This is a genomic window from Pseudomonas sp. PF05 (genome assembly GCF_056521845.1).
Map to the genome: position 1 here is coordinate 266,396 of NZ_JBWLPW010000008.1, position 20,487 is coordinate 286,882.

Genomic DNA, 20,487 nt, shown 5'->3' on the forward strand with positions numbered 1-20,487 from the left:
TGCAGCGGTTTTCCAGAGATGTTTTTCAGGGGCTGAAAAAGTCCTTTTTCCTTAGGGGTGAAACACCTTGGCCAAGATTCTCGTGGTTACATCCGGCAAGGGTGGTGTGGGTAAGACCACCACCAGCGCCGCTATCGGTACCGGCCTCGCTCTGCGCGGCCACAAGACAGTCATCGTCGACTTCGACGTCGGCCTGCGTAACCTGGACCTGATCATGGGTTGCGAGCGTCGCGTGGTCTACGACTTCGTCAATGTGGTCAACGGCGAAGCAAACCTGCAACAAGCCCTGATCAAGGACAAGCGCCTTGAGAATCTCTACGTGCTGGCCGCCAGTCAGACCCGCGACAAAGACGCGCTGACCCAGGAAGGCGTGGAAAAAGTCCTGATGCAACTCAAGGAAGACTTCGAGTTCGTGGTCTGCGACTCCCCGGCCGGTATCGAGAAAGGTGCCCACCTGGCCATGTACTTCGCGGACGAAGCGATTGTCGTGACCAACCCGGAAGTGTCGTCGGTCCGAGACTCCGACCGCATGCTGGGGCTGCTGGCGAGCAAATCCCGTCGCGCCGAGAAGGGCGAAGAACCGATCAAGGAACACCTGCTGCTGACCCGCTACAACCCGCAACGGGTCAGCGATGGCGAAATGCTGGGCGTCGAAGACGTCAAGGAGATCCTCGCCGTCACCCTGCTGGGTGTCATTCCGGAATCTCAAGCGGTACTCAAGGCCTCCAACTCCGGCGTGCCGGTGATTCTCGACGACCAGAGCGACGCCGGCCAGGCATACAGCGATGCCGTCGATCGTCTGCTGGGCAAAACCGTAGCGCATCGATTCCTCGATGTAACGAAGAAGGGTTTCTTCGAGCGCCTGTTTGGAGGTAGGTAATGAACCTTTTTGACTTCTTTCGTGCCAACAAAAAGCCCAGTACCGCCTCGGTCGCGAAAGAGCGTCTACAGATCATCGTGGCGCACGAACGCGGCCAACGCAGCACCCCTGACTACCTGCCAGCCTTGCAGAAGGAACTGGTGGAAGTGATCCGCAAATACGTCAACATCGGTAGCGATGACGTGCACGTGGCGCTGGAAAGCCAGGGCAGTTGCTCGATCCTGGAACTCAACATCACCCTGCCGGATCGCTGATAGATCCTGCGGGAGCCACGGCGGCTCGGGCTTAGCGCCCTTGTGTAGGAGCTGGCGAAGCCTGCGATCTTTTGATCTTTCACTTGAAACTCAAGGAAGCTCGGAAAAGATCGCAGGCTTCGCCAGCTCCTACATATAGGACGACGGGCCCGAGCCGCCGTTGGCGTTTGTAACGAGACTGTTTTCAATGCCCCTGTCCAACATCCGCATCATTCATCAGGACGCCGCCGTCCTGGTGGTCGACAAGCCGACCCTGTTGCTTTCCGTGCCCGGCCGGGCCGACGACAACAAAGACTGCCTGATCACCCGCCTGCAGGAAAACGGCTATCCGGAAGCCCGAATCGTGCACCGACTGGACTGGGAAACTTCCGGCATCATCCTGTTGGCCCGCGACCCGGACACCCATCGCGAACTGTCCCGGCAATTTCATGATCGCGAAACCGAAAAAGCCTACACCGCGCTGTGCTGGGGCCAACCGGCACTGGACAGCGGCAGCATCGACCTGCCCTTGCGCTACGACCCGCCGACCAAACCTCGGCATGTGGTGGACCATGAACACGGCAAACACGCCCTGACCTTCTGGCGCGTGCTGGAACGTTGCGGCGATTGGTGCCGGGTCGAACTCACGCCGATCACCGGCCGCTCGCACCAATTGCGCGTGCACATGCTGTCCATCGGTCACCCGCTGCTGGGCGACGGGCTCTACGCCCACCCGCAGGCCCTCGCCGCCTGGCCACGCCTGTGCCTGCACGCCAGCATGCTGAGCTTCACCCATCCGCAAAGCGGCGAGCGCCTGCGCTTCGAGTGCCCAGCACCGTTCTAGATTGTCCCCCCATGGAAAATGGCTTTATCCGATAAAGGTTTGGCATGCAGGTTATTGATTTTCAGAAAACCCCGGTCAAAAAAGTTCGTCACCAACTGCTGTACCTGATCTACGGCGACAAAGACGCTTATTGCCACGAAGCCAAGTTCAGCATCCTGACTGCCCTGGCCCACGGCAATCCGGCAACCCTGCCCAGCATCAGGATCCTGACCGACCGGCCTGAGGATTATCAAGGCTGGCCGGTCGAGACCCTCGCGCTGAGCCCGCAGTTGCTGACCGAGTGGCAAGGTCATAACGGCTACATTCACCGGCGCAAGGCCTGCGCCATCGCAGCCGGCCTGACGCTGGCAGAAAAGACCCTGTTCGTCGACACCGACACGCTGTTCCTCGCCGATCCCGACCTGCTGTTCAAGCAAATCCAGCCAGGGCGCTACCTGATGGACAGCTTCGAATACAACTGGGACTATGTCTGCAAGCGCGAGGATTACCTCCAGCTGGGTTCGCGCCTGCTCCGCCACGGCATCACCCCGGGCAACAGCTTCAAGCTCTACAACAGCGGGCTGTGCGGCGTGACTGACAACGACGCCGTGCTGCTGGCCCAGGCCGTCGGACTGATCGATGAATGGACCGAGGGTGGCTTCGACATCCACACCATCGAACAGATCGCGATTTCGTTCACCCTGCGCAACCAGACCATTAACGAAACCAACAAACACGTCTATCACTACTTCGCCGAAAAACGCTTCTTCCACACCATGCAGGCGCACTTCTTTGCCTTGCACGGCGAGGCGTTCAGTACGCAGTTGGTTGAGCGCTGCCATGACGTACCGCGCACCAGGCCTTTCCCCTCGGCCTGGCGGCGCCTGAAGATCAAATGGAAATTGCGCCATCAACGCGGCGCCTTGCACAAAATCGGGCGCGACCTGCTGTATGGCAGCGCGGTGCCAGAGCATCCTTATTACAACCTTTGCCGGCACCACTGGTGGGATTCGGCATCGCGGGAAGTTCTTCGCCTGGACCCGGAGCGCCGGCAAGAGCTGTTCGGCCAACTGGAGCACTGGCCGCAGCGCTTGCCAGAACCGTCCAAAGCGCAAGACAAGCCCTTGATCATGGAGCATTTGCGCAAGCGGATCACGGCCCCGGGCTGATCAAAACAGCGGGCTGCAGGACAATTTGTGACGGGGGGATTGGGTCTGCAATGCAGGCGGTCGATGGGGTAAACTGCCGCCCATTGCTGTCTGGAGTTACTTATGCGCGCAGAGTTGAACCAAGGCCTGATCGACTTCCTCAAGGCCTCCCCTACCCCTTTCCATGCCACCGCCAGCCTTGCCAAGCGCCTGGAGGCGGCAGGCTATCAGCGTCTTGACGAACGCGAGACCTGGTCCACCGAGGCCAACGGTCGCTATTACGTCACGCGCAACGACTCCTCGATCATCGCATTCAAGCTCGGCCGCAACTCACCGTTGCACGATGGCATCCGCCTGGTCGGCGCCCACACCGACAGCCCCTGCCTGCGGGTCAAGCCGCAGCCGGAACTGCAACGCCACGGGTTCTGGCAACTGGGCGTGGAAGTCTACGGCGGCGCGCTGCTGGCGCCGTGGTTCGACCGCGACCTGTCCCTGGCCGGGCGGGTGACCTTGCGCCGCGACGGCAAGGTCGAAAGCCAACTGATCGATTTCAAGGCGCCGATCGCCACGATTCCGAACCTGGCCATCCACCTCAATCGCGAAGCCAACCAGGGCTGGGCCATCAACCCGCAGAATGAATTGCCGCCGATCCTCGCCCAGTTCGCCGGGGACGAGCGTGTCGATTTCCGTGCCGTGCTCACCGATCAACTGGCCCGCGAACATGGCCTGAATGCCGACGTGGTGCTCGATTACGAGTTGAGTTTCTACGACACCCAAAGCGCCGCGGTCATTGGCCTGCACGGCGATTTCATTGCTGGCGCGCGCCTGGACAACCTGCTGTCGTGCTACGCCGGCCTGCAGGCTTTGCTGAACGCTGACACCGAAGAAACCTGCGTACTGGTGTGCAACGATCACGAGGAGGTCGGTTCGTGCTCGGCCTGTGGCGCCGACGGTCCGATGCTGGAACAGACCCTGCGGCGCCTGCTGCCTGAAGGTGAAGAGTTCGTGCGCACCATTCAGAAGTCCTTGCTGGTTTCGGCCGACAATGCTCACGGCGTGCACCCCAACTATGCCGACAAGCACGACGCCAACCATGGCCCCAAGCTCAACGCCGGACCGGTGATCAAGGTCAACAGCAACCAGCGCTACGCCACCAACAGCGAAACCGCCGGGTTCTTCCGTCACCTGTGCATGGCTGAAGAAGTGCCGGTGCAAAGCTTCGTGGTGCGCAGCGACATGGGCTGCGGCTCGACCATCGGCCCGATCACCGCCAGTCAGTTGGGCGTACGCACCGTGGACATCGGCCTGCCGACCTTCGCCATGCATTCGATCCGCGAACTGTGTGGCAGCCATGACCTGGCGCATTTGGTGAAGGTGCTGAGCGCGTTCTACGCCTCTCGCGAGTTGCCATAGCCACACTGGGCTGCAAGAGATGTGTAGGAGCTGTCGAGCGAAGCGAGGCTGCGATCTTTCCCCAAACACTTGAGCCCCAAGCGAAAGATCAAAAGATCGCAGGCTTCGCCAGCTCCTACAGACCTCTGCGGGAGCAAGCTCCCTCGCCACAATGATGTCTGCCTAAAGATTCGAGGAGGCCATGACATACGTCATCCCACCCCAGCCAAACCCCGACTAGACTGACCTTATCCTTCCCCGACAAGGCTGTCGCCATGATCTCGATGTCTTCGTTCAACGCCATGCTGGTGCCCATCATTGCCGGCATGATCCTGCTGGCCATCGGTTTCAACTTCCGTGACAAGAACGTCGGGGTCTTTGCCATGTGGATCGGCATGTTGCTGATCCTCGTCACGGTGTTGTTCCGCATCCTGGCCAAGCTCAACGAGTCGGCCTGACACCACCTCAGGCGGCAGGCGGTTGCTCCGGCACGTCTACCCCGACATGAATCGCATCGTGTCGCCAGAACTCCAGGTCGCAATCGATCAGCCGCTGATGCTGGTCATAGTTGACCCGGGCAATCCGCAGCCCCGGACTACCCACCGAAACCTTCAACGCCGCCGCCGCTTCCGGCTGTAGAGAGGTGGGCACGATTTCGAACTTCACCCGACCGTAATGCAGGTCGTAATGGCGGGCGTACAGCTCGGTGATGGACTGGTTGAGGTCGAACCCCAAGATGTCCGGAAAATATTGCGGGTTCAGGTAGTGCTCGACGTACAGCACCAGCCGCTCGTCGATACGTCGCACGCGGCAGATCTGGATCACGCTGGACAGCGCCGGCAACTGCAACCAGGCACACACCGCCGCCGAGGCGGGTTGCAGGCGCGCCGAGATCACTTGGGTAGAAGGCACACGCCCCTGGGCCGCGACCATGGCGTGGAAATGGCTGCGCTGCATCAGGTTGTAGGCCAGGCGGGGTGGCGAGACGAACCAGCCCCGGCGCTCCTCCCGATAAATCTGCCCCTGGGCTTCGAGCTGCAACAACGCCTCACGCACGGTAATGCGCGTGGTCCCGAACAATTCACTGAGCTTGCGCTCGGCCGGCAACTTGCTGCCGGGCGCCAGCAACCCGTGGTCGAGCTGCTCTTGCAGGACCTGTCCGATGGCTGTCACCGCTTTGGTTGCATCGATGCGCATCAACGTTACCTATCTGGACTAGACCAGCACTGTTTCGGGGCAAGATCGACTGTTCATCGATCCGCTTCTTCGTCCAGCAAGCCTAGGCACTGCACATGACTGGCAGATGACAGAGCCGCCGAACGGTCGTTTTGCAAGCGTGCAAATTAACGGCCAAGTCCTTGCAGATCAGTTGTTTAACCATGGTCTACGCTTAATTCGCAACCAACCTCCATGAGCCGGGCGTTTCCTGGACCCTCCAACACCGACATCAAAATGTCACAGGGCTCGCCTACATTGGCTCAGGTATTGCTGACCTAGACCAACACAACCGCAAACGCAGCGTTGAAAACGCCCATAGGAGCTTCGGATGAAACAGCTTTTCCTGGCATCACTGTTAGGCTCGACCATTGCCATGTGCACCGCCGCCATGGCCGCTGACACCGATCTGAAAACGTTGGAAGCCGCTGCGAAAGCGGAAGGTGCCGTGAACAGCGTCGGCATGCCCGATGACTGGGCAAACTGGAAAGGCACCTGGGACGACCTGGCCAAGGTCTACGGCCTGAAACACATCGACACCGACATGAGCTCGGCCCAGGAAATCGCCAAGTTCGCCGCCGAGAAAGACAACGCCAGCGCCGACATCGGCGACGTCGGTGCAGCGTTCGGCCCGATCGCGGTCAAGCAGGGCGTGGTCCAACCCTACAAGCCAAGCACCTGGGAACAAGTACCTGCCTGGGCCAAGGACAAAGATGGCAACTGGGCCTTGGCCTACACCGGCACCATCGCGTTCATCGTCAACAAGAAGTTGCTGCACGGTTCCGAAGTGCCGACCAAGTGGGCAGACCTGAAGACCGGCAAATACAAGGTATCCATCGGTGACGTGAGCACCGCCGCCCAAGCCGCCAACGGCGTGCTGGCCGCGGCCCTGGCCAACGGCGGCGACGAGAAGAACGTTCAGCCGGCGCTGTTGATGTTCGCCGACATAGCCAAGCAAGGACGCCTGTCCATGGCCAACCCAACCATCGCCACGATGGAAAAAGGTGAAGTCGAAGTCGGCGTGGTCTGGGATTTCAACGGCCTGAGCTACAAGGCCAAGATGGCCAACCCGGATGACTACGTCGTACTGATTCCGTCCGACGGCTCGGTCATCTCCGGCTACACCACCATCATCAACAAATACGCCAAGCACCCGAACGCCGCCAAGCTGGCCCGTGAGTACATCTTCAGCGACGCTGGCCAGATCAACCTGGCCAAGGGCAACGCCCGTCCGATCCGCGCCGAGCACCTGACCCTGCCGGAAGAGGTCAAGGCCAAGCTGCTGCCCAACGAGCAGTACAAAGGCGTGACCCCGATCAAGGACGCGGATGCTTGGGAAAAAACCTCCAAGACACTGCCGCAGAAGTGGCAGGAAGAAGTGATCATCAATATGGAGTGAGGCAATAGCTCCCGCTCGGCTATCCACAGGCAATGCAATTGTGGGAACAGGCCCCGTGGGAGCAAAGCTTGCTCGCGATAAACGATGACACGGTCTTGCAGTTGAACCGTGTCGCCTTCATCGCGAGCAAGCTTTGCTCCCACAGGCCTGCTCTCACAGTGGAGCTTGCTGGATCCGAGTTTCCTGGTATCTGTCCGGAGTCCCGGTACCCATGAAGCACAACGTCATCCTGGTGGTGCTCGACGGTCTCAACCATGAGGTCGCCCGGCATGCCATGGGGCATTTGCAGGCTTACGTCGGCGCAGGACGCGCGGCCCTCTACAAACTGGAATGTGAGTTGCCCGCCCTGTCCCGCCCGCTCTATGAATGCATCCTCACCGGCGTCGTGCCCATCGACAGCGGGATCGTGCACAACAACGTCTCGCGCCTGTCGAACCAGCGCAGCATTTTCCACTACGCCACCCAGGCCGGCTTGAGTACGGCGGCCGCGGCGTATCACTGGGTCAGCGAGCTCTACAACGTTTCGCCCTTCGTGGCCGGTCGTGATCGTCATACCGACAACCCCGACTTGCCGATTCAATATGGGCATTTCTATTGGAATGACCACTACCCCGATTCCCATCTGTTCGCCGACGCCGAACACCTGCGCCTGCGCTACATGCCGAACTTTTTGCTGGTGCATCCGATGAACATCGACGATGCCGGCCACAAGCATGGCCTCGACACTGCGCAATACCGCAACAGCGCCCGCTCGGCCGACATCAACCTGGCGGTCTACCTGCAAGGCTGGCTCGATGCCGGTTACCAGGTGCTGGTGACGTCCGATCACGGCATGAACAACGACCGCTCCCATAACGGCCTGCTGGCCGAAGAACGGGAAGTGCCGCTGTTTGTCCTGGGCAGCGGCTTCAGTCTCGATCCCGCGGCCACGCCCCGGCAGACCGAACTGTGCGGCACCATTTGCCAATTGCTCGGCGTCGACCACGACAAACCCTATTGCCAGGAGATACTCAAGTGAACGCCATGACGCGCGGCAAATGGCTGGCAGCGTTGTGCCTGGTGCCCTTCGCGATTTTCTTCATCGTGTTCCAGATCGCCCCGCTGTTCTGGGTGCTGGTCAATAGCCTGGAATCGCAAGAGTTCGGCTGGGGCCTGGCCAACTTCAGCAAGATCTTCAGTTCCAAGTTCTACCTGCAAGCGATCCAGCACAGCCTGGAAATCAGCTTCTGGTCCAGTGTGTTCGGCATCGTCATCGCTGTGCTCGGCAGCTACTCCCTGCGCCGCGTGGATTCGCGGCTGCGCAACTTCGTCAACGCCTTCGCCAACATGACCAGCAACTTCGCCGGCGTGCCCCTGGCCTTCGCCTTCATCATTTTGCTCGGGTTCAACGGCAGCATCACGATCATGCTCAAACAGGCTGGGATCATCGAAGATTTCAACCTGTACTCCAAAACCGGGCTGATCATTCTCTACACCTACTTCCAGATCCCCCTGGGCGTGCTGCTGCTCTATCCGGCCTTCGACGCCTTGCGCGAAGACTGGCGCGAATCCGCCGAGCTGCTGGGCGCCAACGGCTGGCAGTTCTGGCGACACATCGGCTTGCCGGTGCTGACCCCGGCGCTGCTGGGCACCTTCGTGATCCTGCTGGCCAACGCCCTCGGCGCCTACGCCACGGTCTATGCGCTGACTACCGGCAACTTCAACGTACTGCCGATCCGCATCGCCGCCATGGTTTCCGGCGATATTTCCCTCGACCCGAACATGGCCAGCGCCCTGGCCGTGATATTGGTGGCGTTGATGACCGTGGTGACCATCGTCCATCAGTTGCTGCTCAAGAGGAGCTACCATGTCTCGCGCTGAACCGGGCTCCGTCGGGCTCTATCATCGGGCGGTGGTGTACCTGCTGTTCGCCATCCTGCTGCTGCCCCTGGCCGGCACGCTCGTCTACTCCATCGCCAGCAGTTGGTCGGCCACCGTGCTGCCCAGCGGCTTCACGTTCAAATGGTATGTGCAGTTGTGGAGCGATCCACGTTTTCTCCACGCCTTCGGTCAATCGCTGCTGGTCTGCGTCGGTGCGCTGGTGCTCTCGGTGGTGTTGATCCTGCCATTGCTGTTCGTGGTGCATTACCACTTCCCCAGACTCGACGCGCTGATGAACATCCTCATTCTGCTGCCCTTCGCGGTACCGCCGGTGGTGTCATCGGTGGGGCTGTTGCAACTCTACGGCTCCGGGCCGTTGGCGATGGTCGGCACGCCGTGGATCCTGATCGGCTGCTACTTCACCGTCGCCCTGCCGTTCATGTACCGGGCGATCACCAACAACCTGCAAGCGATAAATCTGCGCGACTTGATGGACGCCGCCCAACTGCTCGGCGCCAGCACCTTCCAGGCCGCGTTGCTGGTGGTGCTGCCAAATCTGCACAAGGGCTTGATGGTGGCGTTGCTACTGTCGTTCTCGTTCCTGTTCGGCGAATTCGTGTTTGCCAACATCCTCGTCGGCACCCGCTATGAAACCCTGCAGGTGTACCTGAATAACATGCGCAACAGCAGCGGCCACTTCACCAGTGCCTTGGTGATTTCCTACTTCTTCTTCGTACTGGTCCTGACCTGGGCGGCCAACATCTTGAGCAAGGACAAAAGCCAATGAGCTACGTCAGCGTCCAACACCTGCAAAAAAGCTACGCCGGCACACCGGTGTTCAGCGACATCAACTGCGAGATCCGCAAGGGCGAATTCGTCACCCTCCTTGGCCCTTCCGGTTGTGGCAAGTCCACGCTGTTGCGCTGCATTGCCGGCCTGACCGCGGTGGATGCCGGCCAAATCATCCTGGACGGGCAAGACATCGTTCCGTTGAGCCCGCAGAAACGCGGCATCGGCATGGTGTTCCAGAGCTACGCCTTGTTCCCCAACATGACCGTGGAACAGAACGTCGCCTTCGGCCTGCGTATGCAAAAGGTCGATGCCGCGGACAGCCACAAGCGCGTGCTGGAGATCCTGCGCCTGGTGGAGCTGCATGATTTTGCCGGCCGCTACCCCCATCAACTGTCCGGCGGCCAATGCCAGCGCGTCGCCCTGGCCCGCTCCCTGGTGACCCGGCCGCGCCTGTTGCTGCTGGACGAGCCGCTGTCGGCCCTGGATGCGCGGATTCGCAAGCACTTGCGCGAACAGATCCGACAGATCCAGCGCGAGTTGGGCCTGACCACGATCTTCGTCACACACGACCAGGAAGAAGCCCTGACCATGTCTGACCGGATTTTCCTGATGAACCAAGGAAAGATCGTACAAAGCGGCGATGCCGAAACCCTTTACACCGCGCCAGTCGACGTCTTTGCCGCCGGTTTCATCGGCAACTACAACCTGCTGGACGCCGACAGCGCGACCAAACTGCTGCAACGGCCGATGAGCGGCCGTATCGCCATCCGTCCGGAAGCCATCGAGCTGAGCCGCAACGGCGAGGCCGATGCGCTGATCCGCAGCCACAGCCTGTTGGGCAACGTGATTCGCTATCGGGTCGAGGCCCGTGGCGTGGAATTGGTGGTGGATGTACTCAATCGCTCGGCCGCCGACCTGCACCCCGATGGCGCACGGCTGTCACTTTCCATCGATCCGTCGGCGCTGTGTGAGGTAGCCTGATGGCTTTATTGATTTTGAAGCTGATCTTGAAAAGGAAAACGCGCTGATGGCCCTGGCAATTTTTGATCTGGACGAAACCCTTATCCACGGCGACTGCGCCACCCTCTGGAGCGAACAGATGGGACGCCTGGGCTGGGTCGACCCCGAGTCGTTCATGCAGCGCAACAACGCACTGATGGACGCCTACAGCCACGGCAAGCTGAGCATGGAAGAGTACATGGACTTCAGCCTGGAACCGATGATCGGCCGCACACCGGAAGAAATCGAACACCTGGTGGCGCCCTGGGTGGAAGACTTCATCGAACCGATCATCTTCAGCGACGCCACCAAGACCATCGCCGAACACCGCAAGGCCGGCGACCGGATCCTGGTGATCTCGGCCTCGGGCACGCACCTGGTCAAGCCGATTGCCGAACGCCTGGGCATCGACGAGATCCTGGCGATCGAACTTGAAGTGAGCCATGGGGTGTACAGCGGCCAGACCGTGGGCACCCTGACCTACCGCGAAGGCAAGATCACCCGCCTGCTGGACTGGCTGGATGCCGAGGAAGAGAACCTGGAAGGTGCAAGTTTCTATTCCGATTCGCGCAATGACCTGCCGCTGTTGCTGCGGGTGGATTTCCCCCATGTGGTGAATCCGGACCCGGTGTTGAAGGCCCATGCCGAACTGGCCGGGTGGCCAATCCATACCTGGAAATAAGCCCCTAGTGGGAGCGAGCTTGCTCCCACAGGTTCAGCCCAGCAGCAGCCACAGGCTCCAGCCGAGCAACAACAAGCCGCAGAGACGACTGAGCCAGAGTCCCTGCGGCAGGTTTTTCTCCAGCAAGATGAAGGCACCGATCACTGCCACCCAGAGCAGGTTCATTACGCCGACCACGAACAGCAGGCCCATCAGGGCCCAGCAGCAGCCCAGGCAGTAAGCGCCATGGGCCAGGCCCATGCGCCAGCCGCCGAGCACGTTGGGACGCCAGTAACTGAGCAGGAAATGCAGCGGCCCGCGACAATGCTCAAGGCAGACCGCCTTGCCTGGCAGCCACTGATAGACGCCGGCGACCAACAGCAGGCCGGCGCCCAGCGCGGTACTGGTGCTGCGCATCCCCGGACTGAGCAGGGCGAGTTGCTCGAGCGCCCATTGCAACGCCGTGGCGCCCAGGGCGAAACCGGCCCAGACCAGAACATAGGCGCTGCAGAACAGCAACAGTGCCAAGTGTCGCTGCGGTGCCGGCATGCGCTTGCGCAGCATCTGCTGGTAGATCAGCAGCATGGGCAGGGTGCTGGGCAGCATCATGCCGATCATCATCACCACCCACATGGCGAACATCAGCAGCGCATCGGCCAGGCTCCAGGGCATGAGCATGCCGCCCATCGCCGTATCAGCCATGCCGCCCGGCGCACTCATGTCGCGGCCCATCTGCAGGAGCATCAGCCAGGCCAACGCGGTCAGCGCGAGCAGGCAGAGCAGGAGCAGCAGTTGCTCGCCTGTCAATCGCTTGCTCTGCATCACCGCCTGAGGTTGTGCCATTTTTACGGCTCTATGCCATGGCCGGTGAAGTGCACGTGGGCGAGGTGGCTATGACTGCCCTGGGATTGTAGTTTGAGGGCTGAATGCGTCTGGTAGCTGCCGCTGGCCACTTCGGCCTCAAGGAACTCGAAACCGTTGGGCAGGGCCAGGCGGACTCGATGAGGGGAGCCGTCGATCGGGCTGCGGATCGGCTCGCCGCTGGCCTGCAACACCCCTGGAATGTCCAGGTGCGCCAAGCGCTGATCGACATCGATGGAGAGGGTGATGGGCACGAACAGCGGTTCGAACGCTTCACTCATGGTGCTACTGAACACCTGAAACACGTTGGCCCCAGGGTCGCTCTCCAGGCCAGAAAGGATGGTCAGCAGGGCCTGGCGTTGCGCCTCGTCGGCGCGCTCATCGATGAACACCTGACAACTGCCGTTGCCCTCATGGATGGCGCCCGGCCAAGCGAAGGTGGCGGCCCAGCACAAGCCGTCCAGCGCTACCTGATTGAAATACCCGTGTTCCACTCGCATCGACGCCACCGCCTGGCAGTGACCATGGGTCGGTGGCGCATTGAATTGACAGGGGCAGCCCCAATTACAGTTGCAGGCAATGAATTCGACGCCCTGCATGCGCCATTCGGCGATGGCCATGATCAACCTCTTCACCTGGCGGGTGAAATGAAAGCTGCGGTAACCCCATCCCCCATTAATTAACGCTAGCAGGGCGCGCGCATCGGATACGGGCTGCCGACCGAAGGTCAGCTTGCCCGTGGGCGCTGGTGAGAGGTGCAAGCCACCGTCGATTGGAGGCCTTGGCTCAACTCCCACAAGGGATTTGGGGTGAACACCGGCTCTATGAGCACCCGAAGCCCCTTGTGGGAGCAAGGCTTGCCCGCGATGGCGGCCGTACATTCAGCATCGATGCAAACTGACCCATCGCTTTCGCGAGCAAGCTTTGCTCCCACAAGTCCGCGTCCAGCTCCGGAAGTCAGCTCAGGCTTTCATCGATCACCAACACGAGCTTGCCGGACACCTGGTTGCTCGCCAGCTCCGCAAACGCCGCTTCGGCGTCCTTGATCGCAAAGGTCTTGGCCAATTGCGGGCTCAAACGCTTGTCCGCAAACAACGGCCACACCTGTTGGCCCAGTTGGCTGATCAGGTCGGCCTTGAACTGCTCGTCACGGCTGCGCAAGGTCGAGCCAAGCAATTGGATGCGCTTGCCCAGCACCTGCGCCAGATCGAGCTCGGTGGAGCGCCCGCCCATCAGGCCGATCAATACCCAGCGGCCGTCAACTGACAAAAGTTTCACGTTGAGTTTGGCGTAGCTGCCGCCCACCGGATCGAGGATCACGTCGAAGGGACCGAGGTCATTCAGACCCTCCAGGCCATCGGTGCGCACCACGCCGCCCTGGGCGCCCAGCGCCTCGCAATAGTCCAGCCGCTCGGTCGAACCGACACTGACCCAACACGGGTTGCCAAACGCCTTGCACAGCTGGATCGCGGCCGAACCGACACCGCTGGCGCCAGCGTGCAGCAGCACTTTCTCACCCGGCTTGAGCGCCGCCAGCTGGAACAGGTTCAGCCATGCGGTGCTGTAGACCTCAGGCAGCGCGGCCGCTTCGGCCATCGACAGGCCTTCCGGCACGGGCAGCACATGACGGCCATCGACCACCACTTCCTCGGCCATCCCACCACCGGCCAACAACGCACAAACGCGGTCGCCGACCTGCCAGGAAGAGCCAGGTCCGACTTCGCTGATCACCCCGGAACATTCCAGCCCCAACACCTGGCTGGCGCCGGGTGGCGGCGGGTAAAGTCCGGCTTTTTGCAGCAAATCGGCCCGGTTCAGGCCGGCGGCTGCCACACGAATACGAACCTGCCCGACATCACACGTCGGATTCGGCTCATCTGCCCATACCACTTGGCCTTCAACGCCTTGCAATGCTTTCACGGTGCCTCCATAGTGAGTCTCGACTGGGCCCGCTGCTTCAACGCCGGGCTTTCTTGCATTATGCGCCCGGGCCACATGGAACCGGCGACTTCAAAGACGGCCTAATATGCGTTATCAATTGTCCCTGCGTCGAATCAGCATGAAGCACCTGTTCCCCAGTACCGCCCTCGCGCTCGTCATTGGCCTCGGCCTGTTACCGCTGTCGAACGATACGTTCGCTGCCAACAGCTGGGACAAGCTTCAGCCCGATCGTGACGAGGTGATTGCCAGCCTTAACGTGGTCGAATTGCTCAAGCGCCATCACTACAGCAAGCCACCGCTCGATGATGCGCGCTCGGTCATTATCTATGACAGCTACCTGAAGCTGCTCGATCCATCGCGCAGTTATTTCCTGGCCAGCGACATCGCCGAATTCAACAAGTGGAAAACCCAGTTCGACGACTTCCTCAAGAGCGGCGACCTGAACGCCGGGTTCACCATCTACAAGCGCTATCTGGACCGCGTGAAGGCGCGCCTGGACTACGCCCTTGCCGAACTGAACAAAGGCGTCGATAAAATCGACTTCAATACCAAGGAAACCTTGCTGGTCGACCGCAAGGACGCTCCTTGGCTCAAAAGCACAGCCGAACTCGATGACCTGTGGCGCAAGCGCGTCAAGGACGAGGTGCTGCGCATGAAGATTGCCGGCAAGGATCCCAAACAGATCCAGGAAACCCTGACCAAGCGCTACAAGAATCAATTGGCTCGCCTGGACCAGACCCGTGCCGAAGACATTTTCCAGGCGTACATCAACACCTTCGCCATGTCCTACGACCCGCACACCAATTATCTGTCGCCGGATAACGCGGAAAACTTCGACATCAACATGAGCCTGTCCCTGGAAGGCATCGGCGCGGTGCTGCAGAGCGACAACGACCAGGTGAAAATCGTGCGCCTGGTCCCGGCGGGCCCTGCGGACAAGACCAAACAGGTCAGCCCGGCGGACAAGATCATCGGCGTTGCCCAAGGCAACAAGGAAATGGTCGACGTGGTCGGCTGGCGCCTGGACGAAGTGGTCAAGCTGATCCGTGGGCCGAAAGGCTCGGTGGTGCGCCTGGAAGTCATCCCGGCCAGCAATGCGCCGAACGACCAGACCAGCAAAGTCGTGTCCATCACCCGTGAAGCGGTGAAGCTGGATGACCAGGCAGCGAAAAAATCAGTCCTCCACCTCAAGCAGGACGGCAAGGACTACAAGCTCGGCATCATTGAAATCCCGGCCTTCTATCTGGACTTCAAGGCCTTCCGCGCCGGGGATCCGAACTACAAGAGCACCACCCGCGACGTCAAGAAGCTGCTGACCGAACTGCAGAAGGAAAAGGTCGACGGCGTGGTCATCGACTTGCGCAACAACGGCGGCGGCTCCCTGCAGGAAGCCACCGAGCTGACCAGCCTGTTCATCGACAAGGGCCCGACCGTGCTCGTGCGTAACGCCGATGGCCGGGTGGATGTGCTGGAAGACGAAAACCCGGGCGCGTTCTACAAGGGGCCGATGGCCTTGCTGGTCAACCGACTGTCGGCTTCGGCCTCGGAGATTTTCGCCGGTGCCATGCAGGACTACCACCGTGCGCTGATCATCGGCGGCCAGACCTTCGGCAAAGGCACCGTGCAGACCATCCAGCCGCTCAACCATGGCGAACTGAAACTGACCCTGGCGAAGTTCTACCGGGTTTCCGGCCAGAGCACCCAGCACCAGGGCGTGCTGCCTGACATCGATTACCCGTCGATCATCGACACCAAGGAAATCGGTGAAAGCGCCCTGCCCGAAGCCATGCCATGGGACACCATCCGGCCTGCGATCAAACCGGCCGTGGACCCGTTCAAACCGTTCCTGGCCCAACTCAAGTCCGACCACGATGCGCGCTCGTCCCAGGACGCGGAATTCGTGTTCATCCGCGACAAGCTGGCCCTGGCGCAGAAGTTGATGATGGAGAAAACCGTCACCCTCAACGAAGCCGAGCGTCGCGCGCAGCATGCAGACATCGAGACCAAGCAACTGGCCATGGAAAACCTGCGTCGCAAGGCCAAGGGCGAAGAACCGCTCAAAGAGCTGAAGAAAGAGGACGAAGACCTGATCACCGAGCCGGAGAAAACCAAGCCGGAAGACGATGCCTACCTGAGCGAGACCGGGCGGATCCTGCTGGACTACCTGAAACTCAACACGGCGATCGCCAAGCACTAAGATGATGGCCATTTAATGGTGACACTCGTCTGAGTGTCATCAAACTGACATCAGTCTGTCGTGAAATACAGGACTGGGTGCCGCGCACCCGGTCCTTTTTTTATCGCCAGAGATTGCCATGACCACGACAGAACAGCTGAGTGCCTTGAGTTCGATCCTGGCTCAAAGCGGTTTGCACAGCCTGTTCCAACCGATCATCTGCCTTTCCGAACGGCGCATCGTGGGTTATGAAGCCTTGACCCGCGGCCCCTCCAACAGCCCGTTGCACTCGCCCATCGCGCTGCTTTCCGTGGCGCGCCAGGCCGGCCGTCTCAGCGAACTGGAACTGGCCTGCCGCCGCAGCGCCTGCCAACGCTTCAATGAGCAACAATTGCCGGGCAAGCTGTTTCTCAACCTCTCGCCCGAGTCTCTGCTGGAATCCGCGCACCAGACGGGGCGCACACTGCAACTGCTGCAGGACCACGGCATTGCGCCCAGCCAGGTCGTGATCGAACTGACCGAACAAACCCCCATCGATGACTTCCAGCTCCTGCAAACCGCGCTGCATCATTATCGTGCGATGGGTTTTTCGATTGCCCTAGACGATCTGGGCGCCGGTTATTCGAGCTTGCGGCTGTGGTCTGAATTGCGGCCCGATTATGTGAAGATCGACCGGCATTTCATCGACGGCATCCACCAGGACGCCCTCAAGCGCGAGTTCGTGGGCTCGATCCTGAAAATCGCCCGGGCATCCCGTGCCCAAGTGATCGCCGAGGGAATCGAACTGTCGGAAGAACTGGCAGTGCTGATCGAAATGGGCGTCGACCTGGTCCAGGGGTATCTGCTGGCCCGGCCTCAGGAACAACCGTCACGCGACGCCCGGGCGCTGATGCCCAAGCAGGACAGCGGCGTGGCGGTCTTGACCGATGAGGTCAACGACCTCAGTGCGCTGCTCAACGAACAACCGGCAGTGGCCCACAACACGCCGACAGCCAACGTGCTGGAAGCGTTTCGTCGCCAGGCCAACCTCAACTCGCTGGCGGTGCTGGATGATCAAGGGCAGCCTTGCGGCATCGTCCATCGCCATTCACTCTCGGACGCCCTGCTCAAGCCCTTCGCCACCGACCTGTTCGCCCGCAAACCCATCAGCCGCTTGATGAGCGATGACTTTCTCGCAGTGGAGTTGAACCAGTCGCTGCAACAAGTCAGCCGCCTGATCACCAGTCGCGCTCGACAACGCATCGAAGAAGACTTCATCATCACCCTCAACGGCGGCTACCTGGGCCTGGGCCGAGTGATCGACGTGCTCAAGCTCATCACCGAACTGAAAATCCAACAGGCCCGCTACGCCAACCCCCTGACCCTGCTGCCGGGCAACGTCCCGATCCAGCAATGCCTCACGCGCCTGCTGCAACAACGGCAAGAATCGGTGATCTGCTACGTGGACATCGACAGTTTCAAACCCTTTAACGACATCTACGGCTACGGTCGCGGCGACGAAGTCCTGCTGTGCCTGGCCCAATGCCTGAACGAACGCATCGACCCCAGCCGCGACTTCGTCGGCCACATCGGCGGCGACGACTTCCTGCTGGTCCTCGGCCCGGAAGACTGGCGCAGACGCCTGGACCAACTACTCAGCGACTTCCAGACCCACTGCCGCCGCTTCTACCGCCCCGAACATTTGGAGGCGGGATGTTTTACCGCGTTGAACCGACAGGGCGTTCGACAGGAGTTCGCGCTGTTGTCGCTGTCGATTGGGGTAGTGCACCTGCGCGCCGAGGCCTGTGAGGAGTTGGATGCCAGCCAGTTGGCTGAGCTGGCTTCCCAGGCCAAGCATCATGCCAAGGATATTTTGGGCGGGAGTGTGTATTTGGTGGAGGGTTTGGCTGGGCGAGAGTCTGTGGGGGCGTTGGGGTTGACGGTGTGAAATATGTGGCGCAGCCCCGTGCCGAGGGCGCCTGCTCCCGCTGGGCTTTGTAGGAGCTGGCGAAGCCTGCGATCTTTTGATCTTGATCTTGATCTTTCGCTTGGGATTCAACTGTCTGGGGAAAGATCGCAGCCTCGCTTCGCTCGGCAGCTCCTACAGGCGCAGCGGGAGCTAGTTCCCTCGTGTTTCGCTTCTGGAGGTGACGCAAAAGAGCGTCACTGGATGCATTCCCACGCAGAGCGTGGGAACGATCAAGTATTTGCCTTATCTGAACTACCAGGTTGCAGGGTCTTCTTGGCTGGCTTTATCAAGTTCCTCGTTCCACTCTTCTGCTAGATATTTATAGATATCCTCAAAGAAAACTCTGAAATCCTCCATTTCATCCCATCCTGGCGGAAGGGCTGAATGTGAAACCACTTCGTGCTCGAACACCTCACCAAAATCATACTCCGGATCGTCGAGTGCAATTGCGAGCACACAAAAAAATAAAAATTTGTGACGATAGCTTAGATCCCTAAAACGATGGACCACGTATTTATAAATCAGCTCCTTCCGATCTTCAGCACTATTAAGATCGAACTGCGACAATTCCTCACCCAGAGTCTCTTCACAATCATATATCTCGAAGCCGCCGAGAAAATGACTAATCTGAGGATCATAAGGACGATCAAGAAACGGATGCATCAGCATCAAAACCTCCTACAGGATAAGCAGTGACCGGACGTAGCGTTTCGTAATCGAATCTGACTTCGAATACATTAATTTCGCTTTGAAATATTGGATTCTCTCTGTCGTTTACGTTGGGTATGTATCCCTGCCCAACCTTGGGCATATACATGCGCACGACTGGATTTCCTCTCTTGTCTTCACCTGTAAAACGGGGAAGGCCTCTTGCTTCTCGAGTCAGTGCTTCATTTATGGCTTGATGCTGTATTCGAAAACTATTGAATTTGGTACTGCAGTTAGCTCTCCACTGCCTTTGCCTTGAGAACTTCACATTTTCGGTATGAGCTTCCGATGAGCTTTCATCAGACATATACGAACCATATCTTTTTGTTTTTTTCAAAAAACCATCCCCCTAAATCACGTCATTAAAATAAATCCAAATGATATCGACGCAGACAACCCAATAAAATCCTCATAAATTGACGCGAATCCTTAACATCATCATCAAAATAGGTTGTTATCTTAGAAAAGATCTCATTAAAATCGGATCCACCCTCCAAATAAAACGAAATTTTTTCGATAAACCATTCACGCTCATGACTTTGAAATGCCAAAAAATCCGGCTTAAGCAAGCGATCAAATAATTCCGTCAGCTCAGAGTCCGAGTTAACATCCTTCGAAACGATATACTCCTCTCTAGCCTCATCTATTGTATTTTCAATATCAAATACAAAAAGGAGACTTCTTAGCACAACCATATCAGACGACTTCGTCATCATTCAAATTCCGTGTAGCTAGTTATTGGAAAGCCCGCATTATTCAGTATCACTACTGCTTTCGTTTGCTGCCCATACTGCAATCCTTCTTTTTTGTAACCCTCCCCTATCGTTCTCCCAAATTCAATCGGCTCGCGGGATTGTTGAAGGCCGCTTTGCCTAAAAATCAGTTTCGCCCTATATATAGCGTTCAATTGATCTCTATGGCTTATGAAGCGTGTCGCTGCAGAGGGAATCTTCGCCTGACCTATTTTATTGCCTTGGGTATAAGTTTCTATTTCGCCTGTTCCAGGATTTCGCCCTGTCGTGACGCGCTCCAACTGGGCCTCTGTCGTAGTTTGAGCACCGTGTTTTTGTAAGAAATGCGCTCTGTCGATAGATCGCTCCATCTCATCCAACCGCCGATAGGCATTCGCTTCCGCCAACTCATCAATCCGCGCCCGCCGCTGCTCTGCCGTCATCGGCAGCGCCGGCTCACCCTCATCCACTCCAAGCTTAGCCGTCGAATCTTGCTTACCGGCGGCAGGCTTTTTACACCCGTCGCTTCCCGGACAATCGTCCAACCCCAACGGATCCACCCACCCCGTCGGGTTCAGGGTGTACCGGTACCCATTGAGCCCTCCCGCCAACTTGCTCGGGTCGGGCGTCAGATAGCGGCCGGTCTCGGGATTGTAGTAGCGGTGGCGGTTGTAGTGCAGGCCGCTTTCCGGATCGAAGTATTGGCCCTGGAAGCGCAGC

The 20,487-nt window shown here is 59.3% G+C and carries 22 protein-coding genes; 14 read left to right on the forward strand and 8 right to left on the reverse strand.

What is annotated here, in order from left to right; genetic code table 11:
• Nucleotides 1-67 precede the first annotated feature (67 nt).
• The 6 genes from minD to AC09SL_RS15950 all read left to right on the forward strand — a co-directional run bounded on the left by minD (nucleotide 68) and on the right by AC09SL_RS15950 (nucleotide 4,934).
• On the forward strand, nucleotides 68-880 hold the full coding sequence (gene minD, locus AC09SL_RS15925) for a septum site-determining protein MinD (RefSeq protein ID WP_058542331.1): 813 nt from the start codon (nucleotides 68-70) through the stop codon (nucleotides 878-880).
• Nucleotides 880-1,134: a cell division topological specificity factor MinE gene (gene minE, locus AC09SL_RS15930; RefSeq protein ID WP_003179111.1), complete on the forward strand. Its 255-nt coding sequence runs from the start codon at nucleotides 880-882 to the stop codon at nucleotides 1,132-1,134. Before minD ends, minE begins: the two co-directional genes overlap by 1 nt.
• Nucleotides 1,135-1,321: 187 nt before the next feature.
• A complete protein-coding gene (locus tag AC09SL_RS15935; protein ID WP_025214990.1) occupies nucleotides 1,322-1,957 on the forward strand; it encodes an RluA family pseudouridine synthase in 636 nt (211 codons plus the stop codon).
• 44 nt (nucleotides 1,958-2,001) lie between these two features.
• Nucleotides 2,002-3,105, forward strand: coding sequence for a hypothetical protein (locus AC09SL_RS15940; RefSeq protein WP_058542332.1), 1,104 nt, complete (start codon nucleotides 2,002-2,004; stop codon nucleotides 3,103-3,105).
• Nucleotides 3,106-3,207: 102 nt separating this feature from the next.
• The gene (locus AC09SL_RS15945) at nucleotides 3,208-4,497 is read left to right on the forward strand and encodes a M18 family aminopeptidase (protein ID WP_058542333.1); all 1,290 of its coding nucleotides are present in this window, start codon (nucleotides 3,208-3,210) and stop codon (nucleotides 4,495-4,497) included.
• Nucleotides 4,498-4,751: 254 nt separating this feature from the next.
• Nucleotides 4,752-4,934, forward strand: coding sequence for a hypothetical protein (locus tag AC09SL_RS15950; RefSeq protein WP_058542334.1), 183 nt, complete (start codon nucleotides 4,752-4,754; stop codon nucleotides 4,932-4,934).
• 7 nt (nucleotides 4,935-4,941) lie between these two features.
• Here the strand turns inward: AC09SL_RS15950 and AC09SL_RS15955 are convergent, their stop codons facing one another.
• Nucleotides 4,942-5,673: a UTRA domain-containing protein gene (locus AC09SL_RS15955; RefSeq protein WP_058542335.1), complete on the reverse strand. Its 732-nt coding sequence runs from the start codon at nucleotides 5,671-5,673 to the stop codon at nucleotides 4,942-4,944.
• 349 nt (nucleotides 5,674-6,022) lie between these two features.
• Here AC09SL_RS15955 and AC09SL_RS15960 point away from each other — a divergent pair, with 349 nt between their 5' ends.
• The 6 genes from AC09SL_RS15960 to AC09SL_RS15985 all read left to right on the forward strand — a co-directional run bounded on the left by AC09SL_RS15960 (nucleotide 6,023) and on the right by AC09SL_RS15985 (nucleotide 11,423).
• Nucleotides 6,023-7,090, forward strand: coding sequence for an ABC transporter substrate-binding protein (locus AC09SL_RS15960; RefSeq protein WP_058542336.1), 1,068 nt, complete (start codon nucleotides 6,023-6,025; stop codon nucleotides 7,088-7,090).
• Nucleotides 7,091-7,301: 211 nt separating this feature from the next.
• Nucleotides 7,302-8,108: an alkaline phosphatase family protein gene (locus AC09SL_RS15965; protein ID WP_058542338.1), complete on the forward strand. Its 807-nt coding sequence runs from the start codon at nucleotides 7,302-7,304 to the stop codon at nucleotides 8,106-8,108.
• Nucleotides 8,109-8,113: 5 nt separating this feature from the next.
• A complete protein-coding gene (locus AC09SL_RS15970; protein ID WP_175359939.1) occupies nucleotides 8,114-8,950 on the forward strand; it encodes an ABC transporter permease in 837 nt (278 codons plus the stop codon).
• Nucleotides 8,937-9,737: an ABC transporter permease gene (locus tag AC09SL_RS15975; protein WP_058542340.1), complete on the forward strand. Its 801-nt coding sequence runs from the start codon at nucleotides 8,937-8,939 to the stop codon at nucleotides 9,735-9,737. The genes AC09SL_RS15970 and AC09SL_RS15975 overlap by 14 nt, the downstream gene beginning before the upstream one ends.
• Nucleotides 9,734-10,723: an ABC transporter ATP-binding protein gene (locus AC09SL_RS15980; RefSeq protein ID WP_058542341.1), complete on the forward strand. Its 990-nt coding sequence runs from the start codon at nucleotides 9,734-9,736 to the stop codon at nucleotides 10,721-10,723. The genes AC09SL_RS15975 and AC09SL_RS15980 overlap by 4 nt, the downstream gene beginning before the upstream one ends.
• 46 nt (nucleotides 10,724-10,769) lie before the next feature.
• A complete protein-coding gene (locus tag AC09SL_RS15985) occupies nucleotides 10,770-11,423 on the forward strand; it encodes an HAD family hydrolase (RefSeq protein ID WP_058542342.1) in 654 nt (217 codons plus the stop codon).
• Nucleotides 11,424-11,456: 33 nt separating this feature from the next.
• Here AC09SL_RS15985 and AC09SL_RS15990 read toward each other — a convergent pair whose 3' ends face one another.
• The 3 genes from AC09SL_RS15990 to AC09SL_RS16000 form a co-directional block, all read right to left on the reverse strand.
• Entirely contained in the window at nucleotides 11,457-12,245 is a 789-nt protein-coding gene (locus AC09SL_RS15990) for a DUF2182 domain-containing protein (protein ID WP_058542343.1), read from the reverse strand.
• A gap of 2 nt (nucleotides 12,246-12,247) precedes the next feature.
• Complete coding sequence (locus AC09SL_RS15995; protein WP_058542344.1) at nucleotides 12,248-12,883, reverse strand: DUF1326 domain-containing protein; 636 nt, start codon at nucleotides 12,881-12,883, stop codon at nucleotides 12,248-12,250.
• 337 nt (nucleotides 12,884-13,220) lie between these two features.
• A complete protein-coding gene (locus AC09SL_RS16000; protein WP_058542345.1) occupies nucleotides 13,221-14,183 on the reverse strand; it encodes a zinc-binding dehydrogenase in 963 nt (320 codons plus the stop codon).
• A gap of 139 nt (nucleotides 14,184-14,322) precedes the next feature.
• On the opposite strand from AC09SL_RS16000, the gene AC09SL_RS16005 reads away from it, so the two are divergent.
• The gene (locus AC09SL_RS16005; protein ID WP_165826074.1) at nucleotides 14,323-16,401 is read left to right on the forward strand and encodes a carboxy terminal-processing peptidase; all 2,079 of its coding nucleotides are present in this window, start codon (nucleotides 14,323-14,325) and stop codon (nucleotides 16,399-16,401) included.
• A 118-nt stretch (nucleotides 16,402-16,519) separates the two neighbouring features.
• The gene (locus tag AC09SL_RS16010; RefSeq protein ID WP_058542347.1) at nucleotides 16,520-18,307 is read left to right on the forward strand and encodes a bifunctional diguanylate cyclase/phosphodiesterase; all 1,788 of its coding nucleotides are present in this window, start codon (nucleotides 16,520-16,522) and stop codon (nucleotides 18,305-18,307) included.
• Between the two features lie 273 nt (nucleotides 18,308-18,580).
• Here the strand turns inward: AC09SL_RS16010 and AC09SL_RS16015 are convergent, their stop codons facing one another.
• The 4 genes from AC09SL_RS16015 to AC09SL_RS16030 all read right to left on the reverse strand — a co-directional run.
• Nucleotides 18,581-18,997 carry a hypothetical protein gene (locus tag AC09SL_RS16015; protein ID WP_058542348.1) on the reverse strand — a complete coding sequence of 139 codons (417 nt, stop codon included), beginning with the start codon at nucleotides 18,995-18,997 and terminating at the stop codon, nucleotides 18,581-18,583.
• On the reverse strand, nucleotides 18,975-19,373 hold the full coding sequence (locus AC09SL_RS16020; protein ID WP_479571950.1) for a hypothetical protein: 399 nt from the start codon (nucleotides 19,371-19,373) through the stop codon (nucleotides 18,975-18,977). The genes AC09SL_RS16015 and AC09SL_RS16020 overlap by 23 nt, the downstream gene beginning before the upstream one ends.
• 25 nt (nucleotides 19,374-19,398) lie before the next feature.
• Entirely contained in the window at nucleotides 19,399-19,752 is a 354-nt protein-coding gene (locus AC09SL_RS16025; protein ID WP_331250279.1) for a hypothetical protein, read from the reverse strand.
• The coding region (locus tag AC09SL_RS16030) for an RHS repeat-associated core domain-containing protein (RefSeq protein WP_479571951.1) at nucleotides 19,749-20,487 on the reverse strand (739 nt) is incomplete at its 5' end. The genes AC09SL_RS16030 and AC09SL_RS16025, both read right to left, overlap by 4 nt.